Source organism: Chryseobacterium piscicola, from assembly GCF_900156685.1.
Taxonomy (GTDB): domain Bacteria; phylum Bacteroidota; class Bacteroidia; order Flavobacteriales; family Weeksellaceae; genus Chryseobacterium; species Chryseobacterium piscicola.
In genome coordinates, this window is the sequence record NZ_FTOJ01000002.1 from 419,553 (window position 1) to 437,254 (window position 17,702).

14 protein-coding genes are annotated in these 17,702 nt (G+C 34.8%); 5 read left to right on the forward strand and 9 right to left on the reverse strand.

Features of this window, described 5'->3' with window-relative positions:
• Positions 1–60: 60 nt before the first annotated feature.
• The 8 genes from BW939_RS05910 to BW939_RS05945 all read right to left on the reverse strand — a co-directional run bounded on the left by BW939_RS05910 (position 61) and on the right by BW939_RS05945 (position 8,257).
• The gene (locus tag BW939_RS05910) at positions 61–426 is read right to left on the reverse strand and encodes a response regulator transcription factor (RefSeq protein WP_076450765.1); all 366 of its coding nucleotides are present in this window, start codon (positions 424–426) and stop codon (positions 61–63) included.
• Positions 427–461: 35 nt separating this feature from the next.
• Positions 462–3,131, reverse strand: coding sequence for an ATP-binding protein (locus BW939_RS05915; protein ID WP_076450767.1), 2,670 nt, complete (start codon positions 3,129–3,131; stop codon positions 462–464).
• The gene (locus tag BW939_RS05920; protein WP_076450768.1) at positions 3,124–3,318 is read right to left on the reverse strand and encodes a hypothetical protein; all 195 of its coding nucleotides are present in this window, start codon (positions 3,316–3,318) and stop codon (positions 3,124–3,126) included. Before BW939_RS05920 ends, BW939_RS05915 begins: the two co-directional genes overlap by 8 nt.
• A gap of 225 nt (positions 3,319–3,543) precedes the next feature.
• Positions 3,544–3,768, reverse strand: coding sequence for a DUF6814 family protein (locus BW939_RS05925; RefSeq protein WP_076450770.1), 225 nt, complete (start codon positions 3,766–3,768; stop codon positions 3,544–3,546).
• Between the two features lie 44 nt (positions 3,769–3,812).
• Positions 3,813–5,393: an MFS transporter gene (locus tag BW939_RS05930; protein ID WP_076450772.1), complete on the reverse strand. Its 1,581-nt coding sequence runs from the start codon at positions 5,391–5,393 to the stop codon at positions 3,813–3,815.
• Between the two features lie 40 nt (positions 5,394–5,433).
• Positions 5,434–6,813, reverse strand: coding sequence for a porin (locus BW939_RS05935; protein WP_076450774.1), 1,380 nt, complete (start codon positions 6,811–6,813; stop codon positions 5,434–5,436).
• A gap of 169 nt (positions 6,814–6,982) precedes the next feature.
• The gene (locus BW939_RS05940; protein WP_076450776.1) at positions 6,983–7,399 is read right to left on the reverse strand and encodes an IS1/IS1595 family N-terminal zinc-binding domain-containing protein; all 417 of its coding nucleotides are present in this window, start codon (positions 7,397–7,399) and stop codon (positions 6,983–6,985) included.
• 396 nt (positions 7,400–7,795) lie between these two features.
• Complete coding sequence (locus BW939_RS05945; protein ID WP_076450777.1) at positions 7,796–8,257, reverse strand: Lrp/AsnC family transcriptional regulator; 462 nt, start codon at positions 8,255–8,257, stop codon at positions 7,796–7,798.
• Between the two features lie 242 nt (positions 8,258–8,499).
• Between BW939_RS05945 and BW939_RS05950 the strand changes: the two genes are divergently transcribed.
• The 4 genes from BW939_RS05950 (at position 8,500) to carB (ending at position 15,387) form a co-directional block, all read left to right on the forward strand.
• Complete coding sequence (locus BW939_RS05950) at positions 8,500–9,390, forward strand: aspartate carbamoyltransferase catalytic subunit (RefSeq protein WP_076450779.1); 891 nt, start codon at positions 8,500–8,502, stop codon at positions 9,388–9,390.
• 245 nt (positions 9,391–9,635) lie between these two features.
• Positions 9,636–10,712, forward strand: coding sequence for a carbamoyl phosphate synthase small subunit (locus BW939_RS05955; RefSeq protein WP_076450780.1), 1,077 nt, complete (start codon positions 9,636–9,638; stop codon positions 10,710–10,712).
• Positions 10,713–11,162 (forward strand): IS200/IS605 family transposase, encoded by a 450-nt coding sequence (gene tnpA, locus BW939_RS05960; RefSeq protein WP_076450782.1) that lies wholly within the window; start codon positions 10,713–10,715, stop codon positions 11,160–11,162. It abuts the gene before it with no gap.
• Between the two features lie 1,045 nt (positions 11,163–12,207).
• Positions 12,208–15,387 carry a carbamoyl-phosphate synthase large subunit gene (carB, locus tag BW939_RS05965; protein ID WP_076450784.1) on the forward strand — a complete coding sequence of 1,060 codons (3,180 nt, stop codon included), beginning with the start codon at positions 12,208–12,210 and terminating at the stop codon, positions 15,385–15,387.
• Positions 15,388–15,540: 153 nt separating this feature from the next.
• Here carB and BW939_RS05970 read toward each other — a convergent pair whose 3' ends face one another.
• Positions 15,541–16,389: a hypothetical protein gene (locus BW939_RS05970; RefSeq protein WP_076450785.1), complete on the reverse strand. Its 849-nt coding sequence runs from the start codon at positions 16,387–16,389 to the stop codon at positions 15,541–15,543.
• A 159-nt stretch (positions 16,390–16,548) separates the two neighbouring features.
• Between BW939_RS05970 and BW939_RS05975 the strand changes: the two genes are divergently transcribed.
• On the forward strand, positions 16,549–17,700 hold the full coding sequence (locus BW939_RS05975; RefSeq protein WP_076450855.1) for an ABC transporter ATP-binding protein: 1,152 nt from the start codon (positions 16,549–16,551) through the stop codon (positions 17,698–17,700).
• Positions 17,701–17,702 lie beyond the last annotated feature (2 nt).

A 17,702-nucleotide genomic window follows, 5' to 3' on the forward strand; every position in this document is an offset into this window, starting at 1 on the left:
ATGGTTTTGCTTCATTAATAAGATTAAACTATTTGTCTCATTTGACCAATTCATTTTTGTTTAAGTACTAAGTAACTCCTCAATCTGAGAAATCAGTTTTTTTATAGAATAAGGTTTTGTTACATACGCATCAGCTCCCATTTCTAAGCCTTTTTCTATATCTTTTGGGTTATTTTTGGCACTGAGAAACAAAACTTTTGTATTATTTAAATTTGTATTCTTTTTAATTTCTTCCAAAGTGCTGTATCCATCAAGATTTGGCATCATGATATCGAGTAAAATGACATCGGGAGTGATGGTTTTCAAAAATTCTAAAACCTCAGTTCCGTCTCTGGCGATGAACACTTCGTAACCAATTTTTCGGAAACTGTATTCTAAGGACATTAATATTTTGTGTTCATCATCTGCAATTAAAATTTTTTTCATTTTTGTACTTTTTTAGGGTTCAATTTCATTTTTTTTTATGTTTTCTTCGGCAAAGTGATCGTAAACGTTACTCCCAAACCGCTGTTTTGTGCTTTTATGGTTCCTTTATGGGTTTCCACTATTCTTTTTGAAATCGCTAATCCAAGGCCACTACCTACAGGTTTTCTAATGTTCTGGTTTTTAGCTTGATAAAATTTATCAAAAATCATTTCCAAATCTTCTTCAGGAATGTTTTTTCCGGTATTGAATATTTTGATGATTAAAACATCGTCTTTTTCTGAAAATTTGGTTTGAATTGTTCCTTGTTCATCGGTAAATTTCAAAGCATTTCCTAAAATATTCTGGAAAAGCTGAATCATTCTCGCTTCGTCATATTCAAATTGATAATGGTGTAGGAGATCAACTTCGCTTACATGAATGAATTTCTGCTGAATGAGATGTAAAATAGGATTTAATGCTTTTTTATAGGTTTTTATAATATTATTTTCATGAATATTTAATGCGATTTCTCCGTGCTGAAGTTTATCCAGATATAAAATATCGTTGATGATTTCACTTAATCGATCAGATTCTGTGATGATGTTGTTTAAAAATTCTTTTTTAATATCTAAAGGAATATCGTCATCATCTGCTAAGATTTCTCCAGCTGAACGTATTGCTGTAATCGGAGTTCTTAATTCGTGAGCAACAGAATCTAAAAAATCGTCTTTTTGAAGATCTTTTATAATTAAATTTTGGTTGGCTGTGCTTAAATCAGTTGAAAGCTTTTTCAGTTCTTCAGATTTCTCGGTTAGTTTTTTATTAAGAGTGATATTTTCTTTGGATTCTTCTAAAATATCTAGAACTTCTTTTAAAGATATTTTGTCTTCCTTAGTTACGCCTTCAATCAAAATTTTTGCAGAAGCTGTGCCTATTCTTCCTGCCAAAAGGTTTTCAGAGAATTTAATAAATCTAGAATCAGCAGTTTCGGTTTGAGAATCGATATTGTATTTAATATTGAAAATCCGCAGGGCTTGTTCGGTTTTCTTTTTACCTAAAAAACGCTCCAAAACATTTTGAATATCAGAAACATAAGCTGTTCCTCTCCAGATGAATGCATTTTCGTGATTTTGAATGTATTTATCAATATCTACATAGAGTTCAGCAAAGTTTCTTTCACGGTAATTGCCTTTTCTACTCACAGAAAGGATTGTAAATAGGGCAGTGTTAACTAATATAGACCAAAAGAAGATTTCAGGAATTCTTGTTAGGAAAGAGATGTCAAAAAACTGAAAAGCATCATACGTATCTCTTAAAATACCTTTCAATTCTGAGTTGTAAGAAAAATAATATTGAGGAATAATCAACCCGAAATAGCAGATAATTAATCCTGCTAAAAGCCCAATTACTGCACCTTGATAACTTCCTCTTCTCCAAAATATAGCTCCGAAAAATGCCGGTGCCAATTGTGCAATGATGACAAATGAAATCAGTCCTACAGAATCTAAAGAAGTTTTTAAAATGAAATATTTATAAAAAGCAAAAGCAACGATAATTAGTCCGAAGATTGAAAATTTACGAATATTGGTAATATTTCTGGTGTTTTGAACTTCATTTTCAGCTTTAAATTTCCCCAACAAACCGTACGGAATAATCAAGTTGTTGGAAAGCATTATCGACAAGGTGATTGCCGAAATAATAATCATGGATATAGATGAACTCAAACCTCCCAAAAACACCAAAACTGTAATCAAAGTATTATCAAAATGTTGAGGAATAAGAATAGAGTAAAACTCGGGATTCACGTTTTGTCCTTGGAAAATCAATCTTCCGCCCCAAGCAATTGGGAAAATGAAAATGGTGAAAATTAAAAGATATAATGGGAAAAACCAAATTGCTGTTTTAATATGTTTTTCTTGTCTGTTTTCAACTATTGCGGTGTGAAACTGTCTCGGTAGAATACAAATGGCTGTTCCGGAAATCATGCAGAGAACCATCCAGTTCAGGGCACCTTCAATTCCGTTGAAGGTATTTTTAGCTTTGAAATCTGGGAATTTGCTCGCCTTTTGATACAAGTCTGAAAATCCATCAAACGCATAATAAATAACGAATAATCCTAAAATAACAATGAAAAATAATTTAAGAAAACTTTCCAATGCAATTGCGGAAATGATTCCCAAACGTTTTTCGGAGGCATCAACGTATTTTGTTCCGTAATAAGATGAAAAGACAGCAATTAAGATGACTACAAAAGTTCCGCTGTCGGTTAAAATATTTTGTGAAATTTTGGTTTCTGTAACCAAATGAAAAGTTTCGGAAATTGCTTTTATCTGCAATCCAATGTAAGGGATAATTGCAAAAAGACAGACCAAGGTAATAATGGCACTGAAGCTTCTGCTATTCCCATATCGTAAAGAAATAAAATCTGCCAAACTGCTTATTTTATTGACCCTTGAGATACGAACAATCCTTGTATTAATGTAAATCCATGCAGGAATCACTATAATGGGGCCAATATAGATGGGTAAATAATTGAGACCGCTGGTTGCTGCTACACCAATACTTCCATAATACGTCCATGCAGTGCAGTACACAGCGAGAGACAATGCATAGATATAGGGATTATTGATCCAAATCTTACTTTTTTTCTTCTCTGCCAAATGGGCAACTAAGAACAAAAGCGCAAGGTAAATAAGAACAACGATAAATAAAGCAATACTACTCATCATATTTTTTTACGATTACAAAAGAAATAATGATGGAAATCATCCAAGCAGAGAAAAAATAAATGAGAATCATCGGGTAGCCAAAAACCTCCGTTTCACTATTAAAAAGCAATGAAATAGGAATGCTAAACGCAATCAGTAGACCTACGCTCAGGATAATCAGTTTTTGCTCGTGACGCTTTTTCATAATTGATTGATTATTGATTCAAATGTTTTGATATTATTTGGTTTTGAATGAAATCTAAATAAATGCTTTCTATTCCCCAACCCTAAAAGGAGGGAAGATTTTACTTGAAAATTGACTAAAATAATTCTCTTTAGGATAGTGTGAAATAATTTTAATCCATTTTTTAGTGATAAAAGATAATTGATGAACGGTATCATTCATCAATTATCATCTATCAGTTATAATTTATTTGTCGTCAGAATATTCTCCTATCAAAGAATAATATCCGAATATGGCCAGTCCGCCTGTGACAATCGGTACCAATACAAAAAGAATGATGATGCCGAATACCAGGTCTTCTTGCTTTCCTGATGTGATTTTAGGAACGCCCATCACCGTAATTCCGAAGTAGGCAACAGCTAAGGCAGCCAAGATCCATACAATGCCTAATATTTTTTTTAATCCGTTCATTTTAGTAGATTTAAAATTAATAAATTTTGAAGTGGTTATCCTTATTAATCATGGATATTGTTGTTCTTATTTTTGAGATAAATCAATCCGATGACTAAACAGACTGCTGCAACTCCGATCGGATACCAAAGTCCTTCAAGATACCAGGTTGCATGTCCGGCGTCTTTTCCGGAAGTTACGAGATAAGTGGCTACTGCCGGAAGCAATCCTCCAAAAACACCATTACCAATGTGATATGGTAAAGACATCGATGTGTAACGGATTCTCACCGGGAACATTTCAACTAAAAATGCTGCAATCGGGCCATAAACCATCGTTACGAAAATTACCTGAATAAACACCAAGAATACCAAATACCATCTCGTGTCGTTGTTTAATGTAATTGCAGTAGAAACTTTGGGTTCTTCAGCTTTTCCGTCTTTCATTACAGGACCTGCTGCAGACCAATGAACGATACTGTCTTTTTTAATTAAAGTTCCGTCTGTGAAAATGGTTTCTTTATGGAACGTGATTAAACTGTCTGTTGCAATACTTTTGTGAATGGCAGCAACTCTGGTTTCTTTAATGCCATTATCTGCAACGGTTTTTGCTTCAATATTGACGCTTTTGTACATCGCATCATATATAGGTCTGTAAGCCAAAATCGCTACCAACATCCCGGTCATCATAATTGCTTTTCTTCCAATTTTATCTGAAAGCCAACCGAAAAATACAAAGAAAGGCGTTCCCATCAGCAATGCTGTAGCCATCAAGTAATCTACCTGCATCGAGTTGATATTCATTACTTTTTGAAGAAAACTCATGGCGTAAAACTGACCTGTGTACCAAATTACTCCTTGCCCCATTGCAGCACCAAATAATGCCAATAAAACGAATTTGAAATTAAATTTATTGCCGAAACTTTCTTTTAGAGGGTTTTTTGAAGTTTTTCCCTCACTTTTAGCCTTAGCAAAAAGCGGCGACTCCTTCATGTTTTTTCTAATGAAATAAGAAACTCCCACCATTAAAATAGAAATCCAGAAAGGAACTCTCCATCCCCAAGAATCAAATTCTTCAGCTGAAAGTGTGTTTTTAGTAATTAAAATAACAATTAATGAAATAAAAAGTCCTGCTGTAGCTGTAGTTTGGATCCAAGAAGTCCAATAACCTCTTCGGTGTGGCTGCGAATATTCTGCTACATAAGTTGCTGCTCCTCCGTATTCTCCACCTAAAGCTAAACCTTGTAAAAGTCTCAAGATTAAAACCAAAACCGGCGCCATAAATCCTATGGTCTCATACCCAGGAATACACCCGATAAGGAATGTAGAGAATCCCATGATAAGTAACGTTACCAAAAACGTGTATTTTCTTCCGATGATATCTCCCAATCTTCCAAAAAATAGAGCTCCGAAAGGCCTTACTACAAAACCTGCTGCAAAAGTTGCCAGCGTAGATAAAAATGCTGCGGTAGGATTGTCTGCCGGGAAGAATTTGGTTGCCAAAACAACTGCTAGGCTTCCGAAAATGTAGAAATCATACCATTCTATTAAAGTTCCGAGGGAAGATGCAGTAATCACACTCCAGATGGTGCGGTTTTTCTGCTTATCTGTCATATTCTCGTAAACATCGTGGTGTTGTTCGCTCATATCAATAGATTTTTTTGTTAATTATTAAATGAAATTAGTTTTATAAATAAATCTGAAGCTGCACAATAAATTCTCCTTTAGACTTCGGGTTTTCTGTTGGACTTGTGTAAACCGGTCTTGTAGAATATTGTGTCGTAATTTTTGCATGATGACCGTCTAAAAACCAGTTGGCTCCCACATCAAATTGTGAAGATGGCTTATCAAAAGCTTCAAAATCTTTGTAAGTGTAAGCGGCAAAAGGCTGAATTCGTACTTTTGGTTTTTCTGATTGATTAGGTAATAATAGACCAGCCTGAGCGTACACTACGTTTCCAGTTCCAATCATTGGCTGAAGGTTTCCGGATCCTGCAATGGCTCTTTGTCCGGAAAAATTAGGATCGTTAGCAGCGATATTCATAATTCCTAAGTTTCTTACATAATTCGGCCCAAAATTATAGTTGAAATACCCTGCGTAAGCCGAAACTGCCATTTTGTTTTTTGCTTCACCCAAAGGAATGTCTGCAAAAGCGTCTACAGAAAGTAGAGTAATGTCGTGTTTTTCGATGTTTGAGTTGAGTGAAGTTTTTGTTCCTTCAGCTTGATGATAAAAACCAGCACCAAGGTTGAAAACTTTTTTGGTTCCTAAGTAAGTGCCCACTTTAAAAGGGAGAAGATTAGATTCAGAATCTAAGAATTGATACTCAAAATACCCAGCTTTAGACCAATTTGGGTTTCCGTTGTTGTCTACTGCGACTTCATTTCCGGGGATTAATGTATTGGCTGGATTTAAATCTGTTGCAAATGGTTTATTTAAACTCATTCGGTATTCAAATTTTCCGTATTTACCTTTTGCGAAAACACCCATTTGTCTTGCAAACTGGTCAGAATTATCAATCAAAGGCCAGCTGAAAATAGGAGAATCCAAAGTTAAAAAATTCAATGTGGAAGCCATCGTCATACGTGAAAGACCCATGTAATAATGGAGTCCGCCACCTAAAGTTAAACTGAATTTTCCTGCTTCCCCAGGCATCACCACAGCATATTCGTTCCATGCATCATGAAAGAAAAGTTGTGGCTTTTTACCATTTCCGTAGCCACCTGTTCCCGTAGTTCCCGTTGCGCCACCATTGATAAAAGTTTGATTATTCATTCCCAAATGCAGCAAAACCATATATCGTTTACTGATTTGTGCATAGGTTAAAATACGAGCTCTTCTGTTTCCTAAGTTCCAAGTATTGTCGGTCGGCTCGCCGGCAACTATACTTCCAGGGTTCATATCTGTGTTCCTAATCCAGAACTGATCCCATAAAATAAATCTAACATACTTGTCTCCTTGAGGATTTAAATTTATTTTTAAACCACTTCCATAATCAGGAGAACCTTGCCCATATACAGAATTGCTAATTAAAGCTAATCCTATAAAACTTAATATTTTCTTCATAAATTATTAATTTATTGGCTTTTATTTTGCGAAAGCCAAATTGTAATTAATAATTTAGTTGTGAAAATTTAAAATATATAATTGCTAATGATATAGTTATTTGTTTTAGTTTAAGTTGTATAAATGAAAAATTAATATGTAATCGTCTTTATTGTAAATAGTTAAATTATTATTTTTTAAATCTTTCCCATTTTATAAGCATATATTTATCCGCAAATTGCGTTATAATCAATCCTGAATCTTTTATATTTTCAGGATTTGAAATGTAGTCTGTCAATTCACTTTGTTTAAGTATTTTGTACACTGGGTGAAACTCAGAATGAGGAGGTCTAGTAATATTATATCGTTTTATCCAAGAGCTTATAGTAACATGAGAAATTCCTAAAATTCTTTCGATTTCTCTAAACGTTAATCCCTCTAAATAAAGCTGTAAGGCTTTCGTAACATAATAATCATCAATCTGCTTCCCCAGTTTTTTTACTGTAAAATAATAATTACAGTCCTTACAGTGGAATCTTTGTTTTTCGTTAATAATACCACTTTTTACTACATTTTTATTCTTACATTTCGGACAAATATTATCCATAACTATATATTTTTAGCAAATATATAATAATTTAGCAATATTATAGATTTACAGGTTGATTTATGCTCTATAAACAAATGTTTTAAAAGAATTTTGATTGTTTTAAATGTTTAAAAGAAAGTTTTTTCTTATTGATATTAACAGAAAATTGTCTCTATTCAAGAAATTCTTCTTTATTATTTTAGATTTACATGAGATATTAAAGAAAAACTACATTTCAAAGCATAAAAGTGTGGGTGTTTTTTTAGCGTAAAGTAAATCAAAGAAGAGAAGAAAAACGGAAGTTCATCAAGTGTTGCGTATGATATATTACGAAAGCTCTAATAATTAGAAAAAGCATTAAAAATATAAATTTTGGTAATTTGATTTTAAATTAATTCTCCTTTAGTATTAATTTCACCCCAAATCAATCTTAAATTTTGTAGACTTCTTCACCTCATGAAGCACAATAGAACTGTGGTATTGCCCGATGTTAGGGATATTTGAAATAATATTGACAGCAAATTCATTATAAGAATTAACATCTTTTGAAATGATTTTTAACATATAATCATATTCGCCGGAAAGACTGGTGATTTCCTGAACTTCATCATACTGCATGATATTTTTCTCGAAAGTCTCTAAAACTTTCTTGGATTGCTCTTTTAAACGCACATTACAATAAACAACAATATTCAAACCCAACTTTTCTCTGTTCAGAAGACCGACATATTTCTCAATAACACCTTGTTTCTCCAATTGTTTAATGCGTTCATAGGTCGGAGTAAATGTTAAACCTATTTTCTCTGAAATTTCCTTCACAGAGAAAGTAGAATCTTCCTGGATTATGCTGAGAATCATTCTGTCTTTTGCGTCCATAAACTATATTTGAATTCTAACAAAAATATTAAGAATAAGTGAGAATAAACAATGATTGAAGTTTTTTAATTTTTTTGAAGTTTCGCTTTGTCATGTTAGCCAAATATTATATCTTTGCACCTAATGAATAACACAGTATTTATATCATTAGAATTACCGGGCGTAGACGCCCTTTACGATATTTATTTATTTTAAGCGAAGATATTTTCTTCGCTTTTTTTATGTTCAAAAATTAAGATATTATGTTTACGATTACCGAACTAAGTACAGAGAAAATCAATAAGATACTGAAGGAAGCTTTAGCTTTTGCCAACGGAAAAACAGCCAAAATTGAAGGTGAGGTTTTCTGCTCAAACCTGTTTTTTGAAGACAGTACAAGAACCAAAACAAGCTTTGATGTAGCCGAGAGAAAATTGGGTTTGCAGGTCGTTCCGTTTGATGCTTCCAACAGTTCTGTCAACAAAGGTGAAAGTTTATATGACACTGTAAAGACGATTGAAAGTATAGGGGTAAATCTTGTCGTAATTAGAGATAAAAAAGACCGGTATTTTGATGAATTAAAAAACATCAATATTCCCATCATTAATGGAGGTGACGGAACGGGAAACCATCCTTCACAATGCATGCTCGATTTACTCACGATTTATCAGGAATTTGGAACATTTGAAGGTTTAAAAGTGGGGATTGTAGGGGATGTGAAACACAGTCGCGTTGCCAATTCAAATGCAGAAGCTTTGAGAAGATTAGGCGCTAAAGTTTACTTCTCAGGACCTGAACAATGGTTTGATGAAGGTGCTTTAATTAACGGAACTTATCTTTCTGTAGATGAAATGATTCACGATGTGGATGTTTTAATGTTATTAAGAATCCAGCATGAGAGACACGATTCAAAAATCAGTTTCTCTGCTTCAGAATATCATAAGAAATATGGCTTGACGAAAGCAAGAGAAAAAACGATGAAAAAACAAGCAATCATCATGCATCCAGCGCCCATCAATAGAGATGTTGAAATAGATACCGACTTGGTAGAATGTGAACGCTCAAGAATCTTCAAGCAAATGCAGAATGGTGTTTTCGCACGAATGGCGATTCTGAAAAATGCTTTGGAAGAGAAAGGTTTTTCTTTTAAGTAAAAAGTTAAAAGAGACAAGCATGAATGCTTTTGAGATTTTAAAATTATAATTCGAAATGGTTGAAGAAATCTCAAAAAAAAAATAATACTGAATCAAGCCCTGAAAGGGCGACCAGTCAATAGCCTTGGGTGAAGCCCATGGAAATAGAAAGAAAACCTAGTCAATTAAGCCCTGAAAGGGCGTAATCAAAAATCACATAGGTCGGAAAATAATTAAATTAAATAGAAATAAAGATAAAAGTTAAAATGAAGAAAAAATTAATACTGGAGTCCGGTGAAGTATTTCATGGAGAAGGTTTCGGAGCAGAATTGGAGACAGCAGGAGAGGTGGTTTTCAATACCGGAATGACGGGATATCAGGAATTGATTTCTGACCCATCATATTGCGGTCAGATTGTTTGTATGACGTATCCGCTGATCGGAAATTACGGGATCAACCGTGATGACTACGAAAGCATAGAGCCTGCAATCAAAGGTCTTATTGTAAAAGAAATTTGCGATTTACCTTCCAATTTCAGAACGCAAATTACTTTACAGGAATTATTTAAAAAGAAAAATCTTTCAGGTATTTCAGGTATTGATACCAGAAGGCTTACAAGAATCCTTCGTAACTCAGGGGTTGTGAAAGGAAAAATCGTGAATGCAGATGCAGACGAAAAGACTACTGTTGAAGAGTTAAAATCAACAACGTTCCCAACCAATCAGGTGGAGCAAGTTTCTACAAAAACTTCTTATGCCAACCCAGGGAGAGGGCTTAAAGTAGTACTTGTTGATTTTGGGTCTAAATTAGGAATAATCAGAGAATTATCTCAAAGAAATTGCGACATCATTGTAGTTTCACAAGATACAACGGCAGAAGAAATTTTGCTAATGGATCCGGATGGAATCATGTTATCCAACGGTCCTGGAGATCCTGAAGACAATCAACACGCTTTAGAAATGATCCGTGGATTGCTAGGAAAAGTTCCAATCTTCGGAATTTGCCTTGGACATCAGTTGATTGGACTGGCTTGCGGAGCAAAAACTTTCAAATTAAAATTCGGTCACAGAGGAGGAAATCACCCTGTTTTAGATTTAGAAAAGAACAAAGTAGCCATCACTTCTCAAAATCACGGCTATGCTGTTGACCAAGAAAGTCTTAAAGAAACAGATTTAATAGAGACTCATATCGCATTGAATGACAGAACAAACGAAGGTCTTAGACATAAGATTCATCCGTGCTTTTCCGTTCAGTATCACCCAGAAGCGAGCCCAGGTCCTGAAGATGCGAATTATTTGTTTGATGATTTCATTGAATTAATGGAAAACTTTAAGAATAAATAAATGTCAACATTCCGTCAAATATATTATCAGATTGTATTCAGCACAAAACATAGGAAACCTGTTTTGGTTGAAGCGCATGAAGATCAGTTATACAAATACATTTGGGGAATTGTAAAGAATAAAAACTGCAGACTTTATAGAATTAACGGAATGCCAGATCATATTCATTTGTTTGTAGACTTACATCCATCGATGTCGTTGAGTAATTTTGTAAAAGATATTAAAATTGCAAGCAATAGTTGGATAAAGCAAAGCGGATTATTTCCTGATTTTGAAGAATGGCAAAGTGGTTACGGAGCGTTTACATATTCTGAAAAAGATAAAGATGCCGTGATTAATTATATTAAAAATCAAAAAGATCATCATAAGCATGAGTCTTTTGAGGATGAATATAAAAATTTGTTGAGAGCAAATGGGATTGAATTTGATGAAAAATATTTATGGGCATAGTTCAACCCATTTCATGGGTTGTTGGGTTGTGATGTCAATGTTCAGTCCATAGGTTTCACCTATGGCTAGTAATGTTCAGTCACGTTGTGGCTGTAATAGAGAATGTTTTTGATGGTCACAATTAATCATATGAATCTGGGATGTTGATAAAAATCATCAAAGAACAGTGAAATGATTCAGTAATAATAGTCATGGTTAAAACCTATGGAAACGATGAAAACAATCATCAACGAACCATGAAATGGTTCAACAATAATAACCACGGATGAAATCCGTGTACAACGATGAAGACAATCATCAACGAACCATGAAATGGTTCAACAACAATAGCCTCGGATGAAATCCGTGGACAACGATGAAAACAATCATCAACGAACCATGAAATGGTTCAACAATAACAGCCACGGATGAAATCCGTGAACAACGATGAAAAACAATCATCAACGAACCATGAAATGGTTCAACAATAATAGCCACGGATGAAATCCGTGGACAACGATGAAAAAATCATCAACGAACCATGAAATGGTTCAACAATAATAGCCACGGATGAAATCCGTGGACAACGATGAAAACAATCATCAACGAACCATGAAATGGTTCAACAATAACAGCCACGGATGAAATCCGTGGACAACGATGAAAACAATCATCAACGAACCATGAAATGGTTCAACAATAATAGCCTCGGATGAAATCCGTGGACAACGATGAAGACAATCATCAACGAACCATGAAATGGTTCAACAACAATAGCCACGGATTAAATCCGTGGACAACGATGAAGACAATCATCAACGAACCATGAAATGGTTCAACAATAATAGCCACGGATTAAATCCGTGGACAACGATGAAGACAATCATCAACGAACCATGAAATGGTTCAACAATAATAGCCACGGATGAAATCTGTGGACAACGATGAAAACAATCATCACCGAACCATGAAATGGTTCAACAACAATAGCCATGGGTAAAACCCATGGAAAAATAGAAATAATTAATTCACGAACCCTGAAAGGGTTCAACATTAATAAAAGAAAATGAAAAGAAACGACATAAAAACAATTTTAGTAATCGGTTCCGGCCCAATTATCATCGGCCAGGCAGCGGAATTTGATTACGCAGGAACGCAGGCTTGTCTTTCATTGAGAGAGGAAGGCTACAAGGTGATTTTAATCAATTCAAACCCTGCAACGATCATGACGGATGTTGAAATCGCTGACAAGGTTTACATTGAGCCGATTTCACTTCAGTTTGTAAGTCACATCATCAGAAAAGAGCGTCCCGATGCACTTTTACCGACACTTGGCGGACAAACTGGTCTAAACATGGCGGTAGAATTGGAAAATTCAGGAATTCTTGAAGAATGTAAAGTGGAAGTTTTGGGAACTACACTTTCAGCCATCAACAGAGCGGAAGACAGAGATTTGTTCCGTGAATTGATGAGAGAATTAAACGAACCAGTTCCTGAATCTGATATCGTAACAACGGTTGAAGGAGCACTGAGCTTTGCTGAACAAATCGGTTATCCGGTAATCGTTCGTCCTGCCTTTACAATGGGAGGAACAGGTGGTGGAATCGCTGCTAACGAAACCGAATTAAAAGAGATTGCAGAATTAGGTTTGAAATACAGTCCGGTAACGCAATGTTTAATCGAAAGATCAATCGCAGGTTTCAAAGAAATAGAATACGAAGTAATGCGTGATGCAAACGACAATGCGATTGTGGTTTGTAACATGGAAAATATAGATCCGGTGGGAGTTCATACCGGAGATTCAATTGTTGTGGCGCCTTCTCAGACGCTATCTGATAGAGAATATCAGATGTTAAGAAACGCCTCACTAAAAATCATCAGAGCTTTAGGAATTGAAGGAGGATGTAACGTACAGTTGGCTTTAGACCCGCATTCATTTGATTATTACATCATCGAGGTTAACCCAAGAGTTTCCCGTTCATCAGCTTTAGCATCAAAAGCAACAGGTTATCCGATTGCTAAGATTGCTGCAAAAATAGCGGTAGGACTGACTCTAGATGAAATCATGAATCCAGTTACAGGAAAGACTTACGCTTGTTTTGAGCCAGCTTTGGATTATGTAGTAACAAAATTCCCGAGATTCCCTTTCGATAAATTTGAAACGGCAGACAGAAGATTGTCAACTCAAATGAAAGCGACAGGAGAAGTAATGGCGATCGGAAGAAATTTTGAAGAGTCTTTACAAAAAGCAGTTCGTTCTCTGGAAACAGGATTGAGACATTTAGGTTTAAAAACAAAACAGGCTGCAGCGCTTACGGATGAAGATATCGAAAGAAGAATCAGAGTTTGCGATGACGAAAGATTATTCATCATCTGTGATGCTTTAAGAAGAGGTTACGACTGGGAACAAATCGTAGAATGGAGTAAAATCGATAAATTCTTCATCTGGAAATTAAAGAAATTAGTCGATTTCGAAAAAACAATTGCAGCGAACAGATTTGATAAAGAAATTTTAATTCAGTCTAAAAAATTAGGTTTCTCAGATCAGAATATCGCTCATTTATGGGAATCTTCGCAGAGAGAAGTTTACAATTTCAGAAAAGAAAACGGAATTGTGCCGGTGTACAAAATGGTAGACACCTGTGCTGCTGAATTTGAATCTGAAACGCCCTATTTCTACGGAACGTACGAAGAGGAAAACGAATCTGTAGTTACTGATAAAGAAAAAATCATAGTTCTTGGTTCTGGACCAATCAGAATCGGGCAGGGTGTTGAGTTTGATTACGCAACGGTTCACTCAGTTTGGGCAATCAAAGAAATGGGTTACGAAGCAATTATCATCAATAATAATCCTGAGACTGTTTCTACAGACTTCTCGATTTCAGATAAATTATACTTCGAACCTTTGACGGAAGAAGATGTGATGAGCATCATCGACCTTGAAAAACCAATGGGAGTTGTTGTTCAGTTTGGGGGACAAACAGCCATCAATTTAGCAGATAAATTAGCGGCTTATGGAGTGAAAATCTTAGGAACTTCACTTGAAGATTTAGACAGAGCTGAAAACAGAGATAAGTTCGAAAAGGCTCTTCAGGAAATGGGAATTCCTCAGCCTTTAGGAAAAACCTCAACTTCAAAAGAAGAAGCGATTGTGATTGCCAATGAGATTGGTTATCCGGTTTTGGTTCGTCCGAGCTACGTTTTGGGAGGTAGAGCAATGGAAATTGTGTACAATGAAGCAGAACTTTCTCACTATATGGAATTTGCGGTAGATGCAAGCCCAGATCAGCCGGTTTTGGTAGATCGTTACATCACTGGAAGAGAAGTGGAAGTAGATGCGATTTGCGACGGCGAAACAGTAATCATTCCTGGAATTATGGAGCATATCGAAAGAGCAGGAGTTCACTCCGGTGACTCGATTGCAGTGTATCCTCCACAAAATGTTTCTCAAGCTGAAATTGATACTTTGGTAGATTACACAGAAAGATTAGCTAAAGGATTGAATGTTATCGGATTAATGAATATCCAATACGTTCTTTTTGAAGGAAATGTATATGTCATTGAAGTAAACCCACGTTCATCGAGAACAGTTCCTTTCTTGTCTAAAATTACCGATGTTCCAATGGCGAATTTAGCTACGAAGGCAATTTTAGGTCAGAAACTAAAAGATTTAGGCTACAAAAACGGATTGGTTCCAAATAAAGAAGGTGTTTTCGTGAAAGTTCCTGTTTTCTCTTTCTCAAAATTAACGAAAGTTGATATCTCTTTAGGACCAGAAATGAAGTCTACAGGAGAAGTAATGGGGAAAGACACAACCTTGGAAAAAGCCCTTTACAAAGGATTGGTTGCAGCAGGAAGAAAAGTTCCGATGCACGGTTCCATCTTGTTTACGGTAGCTGATAAACACAAGCAGGAAGCAGCAGATTTGGCGTCAAGATTCCACGAAGTTGGTTTCAGAATTTGGGCAACCGAAGGAACTGCAAAATTCTTTGCTGAACAGGGAATTCCTTGTAAAATAGGATATAAAATAGGAGAAGACAGTGTTAATTTAATTGATCTGATTCAAAAAGGAAAAGTACAATATGTTGTTAACACCATGACGAAAGGAAAGCAGTCTGAAAGAGACGGTTTCCAAATCAGAAGAATGAGTGTAGAAAACGGTGTTCCTTGTTTAACATCAATGGATACGGTAGAAGCGATTCTGAAAGTGATTGAAAGTATGAGCTTTAAAATGGAAGTGATGTAATTTCGTAACTAGAATATAAATTTTTAATCCCCGTAATTTATTCTTACGGGGATTTTTGTTTCTACAATATTATTTTTGTTAATATTTAGAAATTAGATTTAATTTTTAGCAAAAGATTCCAAGTCTTGAATTTTTATTTTAATACAAAAAAAATTACTTAATCTTAAAATACGGCTCGTCAAAATGCTTACTTTTCTTTATATAAACAGTCTTTCTGTCTGCATCAAAAATCCAATTAAATCTTTTAAGTAAGTCTGCAGCAAAATAATTTTTATGTTGCATTTTGAGATCACCAGTGAAAAATCCGGCGGCGACATCCTTTAAAACAATATTTCCTATTTTCAGAAAAGGTAAGATGCCTTGTTTCGTTATTACGCTTTGCCCCGCAGAGTTTTTCATTGTTTTTTCATTTGTAATTTTAAGATTTTTATCCAGTTCTTTTCCGTCTGCAAATTCATTACTGTACATCAAGCCACCAGAATATCCTGATTGAAGAAGAAAGTAAGCTTCATGCTGTTTTCCGTCAATTACGTTATCTGCAACAATATAAAACTGATCATTTTCTACAAATAATTGTAAAGGTTGGTAGTTTTTCAAATCAGGAGTATGATTGTAAATAACAAATTTGTTATCATCATAATCAATCTTAAAAATTTTACCGTGAAATATACCTGTCCCGATTTTTCCATCGGCTTCATGCCCAGTCAGTTCATTGTCGAAAAATCTTATATTTTCATATTTTTTATTAGCGATTTGTACTGTATTTCCATCACTTATTTCATCTTTAAAAATGATGTGATCTGCTTTTCTTTTTCTTTCCGGAGAAATTGAAGCGTCTTTCATTGCAATTTGAAACATAAGATCCAAAGAGTCTTTTTCATTCACCAATGTTTTGATAATGATATTGTTATGTTTCGTAAGACGGAACGGAATGCTTTCCTGCGCTGTACAGTATAGAAATTCGCCAACAAGGAAAATAATAATTAATGATTTATTAAGCATTTTTAAATTTTAAATATCAAATGTAAAATTTTAATCTCATAATTTAACTTTTAAATCAAATTCATGTGAAGTTTTTTTTACCTTTTTATGATAAAGTTTAAAAATCAATCTATAAAATATTTATCTTTAAAATCTAGAAACAGAAATAAAAATAACCAAATGACGAAACATCAACAACGTGTGAAAGAAGTTCAGCATTTCTTCGATAATAAAGATACTGTACTGGGTTTCAGAAAATTGCTAGACTGTGCTATGGATACTCAAAACATGGAAATCTACAGGGAAGCAATTGAACTCACAGATTGGAAAGAAAAATACCCTGCCTATACCGACGAACTGATTGAAAAATCTAAGTTTCTGCTTGAAAAAATTGAAAAAATCCCAGTACAAGAACATATTGTGGAAAAATCTGTGCTCCGCGCAAGAAATATTCTGAAATCTTATGGCAGTAACAGATTTTCTCTTGGCCCAGTTTCTATGGAGATCAATAAAGGACAAATTTATGGTTTGGTAGGCGAGAATGGAAACGGAAAAACAACGTTGTTGAGAATTTTAGCTAAAGAAATATCTTTTAATGAAGGCGATCTTAATTATTCTTTCAACGTTGAGCCTAAAGATGAATATGATCTTTGCACAAAGCTGGTTTACATTCCGCAACGTACCGAAAAATGGTATGGAAATCTGAAAGATAACTTAAAATTTGTACTTTCAAATTACGGTGTAAAACCCGAAGAAAACGAAACCCGAACATTGATGATGATTGCCCGCCTCGGTCTTTGGAATTACAAACATTTGAAATGGAACGAACTCTCATCAGGCTACAAAATGCGTTTTGAATTAGCCAGAACACTATTGAGAAAGCCTGAAATTTTACTTTTAGATGAACCTTTAGCAAATCTTGATGTATTGGCGCAACAGGTTATTTTGGAGGATTTAAAATCAATTGCCAACTCTGTTAACAATCCTATTGCTTTGATTTTGAGTTCTCAACAATTGTACGAAGTAGAAAAAGTTTCAGATAAAGTTATTTTCCTGAAAAACGGCCAATACAAAGACAATTCTCAACTCAATAACGCCGAAAATGCAAATTTGATTATCGAAATTGATACTCCGGAATCTAGAGAACATCTTCTTGATGTCTTCAAAGATTTCACTTTAGAAAAACTGAATTTCAACGGTGGTGTTTACGTTGCTTACTTCTCATCTGAAACCGAATTTCATCAGGTAATCGCAGCTTTGGGCCAGGCAAAAACAGATTTGGTGTACATCAGAAATATTTCATCTTCTACGAGAAGATTTTTCGTTAATTAATC

Excerpts from the sequence above, each read along its gene's own strand:
- BW939_RS05945 (WP_076450777.1), bottom strand. The coding sequence starts at position 8,257 with ATGGACGCAAAAGACAGAATGATTCTCAGCATAATCCAGGAAGATTCT.
- BW939_RS05925 (WP_076450770.1), bottom strand. The coding sequence starts at position 3,768 with ATGAACGGATTAAAAAAAATATTAGGCATTGTATGGATCTTGGCTGCC.
- BW939_RS05975 (WP_076450855.1), top strand. The coding sequence starts at position 16,549 with ATGACGAAACATCAACAACGTGTGAAAGAAGTTCAGCATTTCTTCGAT.
- BW939_RS05940 (WP_076450776.1), bottom strand. The coding sequence starts at position 7,399 with ATGGATAATATTTGTCCGAAATGTAAGAATAAAAATGTAGTAAAAAGT.
- BW939_RS05955 (WP_076450780.1), top strand. The coding sequence starts at position 9,636 with ATGAAGAAAAAATTAATACTGGAGTCCGGTGAAGTATTTCATGGAGAA.
- BW939_RS05920 (WP_076450768.1), bottom strand. The coding sequence starts at position 3,318 with ATGAAAAAGCGTCACGAGCAAAAACTGATTATCCTGAGCGTAGGTCTA.
- BW939_RS05910 (WP_076450765.1), bottom strand. The coding sequence starts at position 426 with ATGAAAAAAATTTTAATTGCAGATGATGAACACAAAATATTAATGTCC.
- tnpA (WP_076450782.1), top strand. The coding sequence starts at position 10,713 with ATGTCAACATTCCGTCAAATATATTATCAGATTGTATTCAGCACAAAA.
- BW939_RS05970 (WP_076450785.1), bottom strand. The coding sequence starts at position 16,389 with ATGCTTAATAAATCATTAATTATTATTTTCCTTGTTGGCGAATTTCTA.
- BW939_RS05915 (WP_076450767.1), bottom strand. The coding sequence starts at position 3,131 with ATGAGTAGTATTGCTTTATTTATCGTTGTTCTTATTTACCTTGCGCTT.
- carB (WP_076450784.1), top strand. The coding sequence starts at position 12,208 with ATGAAAAGAAACGACATAAAAACAATTTTAGTAATCGGTTCCGGCCCA.
- BW939_RS05930 (WP_076450772.1), bottom strand. The coding sequence starts at position 5,393 with ATGAGCGAACAACACCACGATGTTTACGAGAATATGACAGATAAGCAG.
- BW939_RS05950 (WP_076450779.1), top strand. The coding sequence starts at position 8,500 with ATGTTTACGATTACCGAACTAAGTACAGAGAAAATCAATAAGATACTG.
- BW939_RS05935 (WP_076450774.1), bottom strand. The coding sequence starts at position 6,813 with ATGAAGAAAATATTAAGTTTTATAGGATTAGCTTTAATTAGCAATTCT.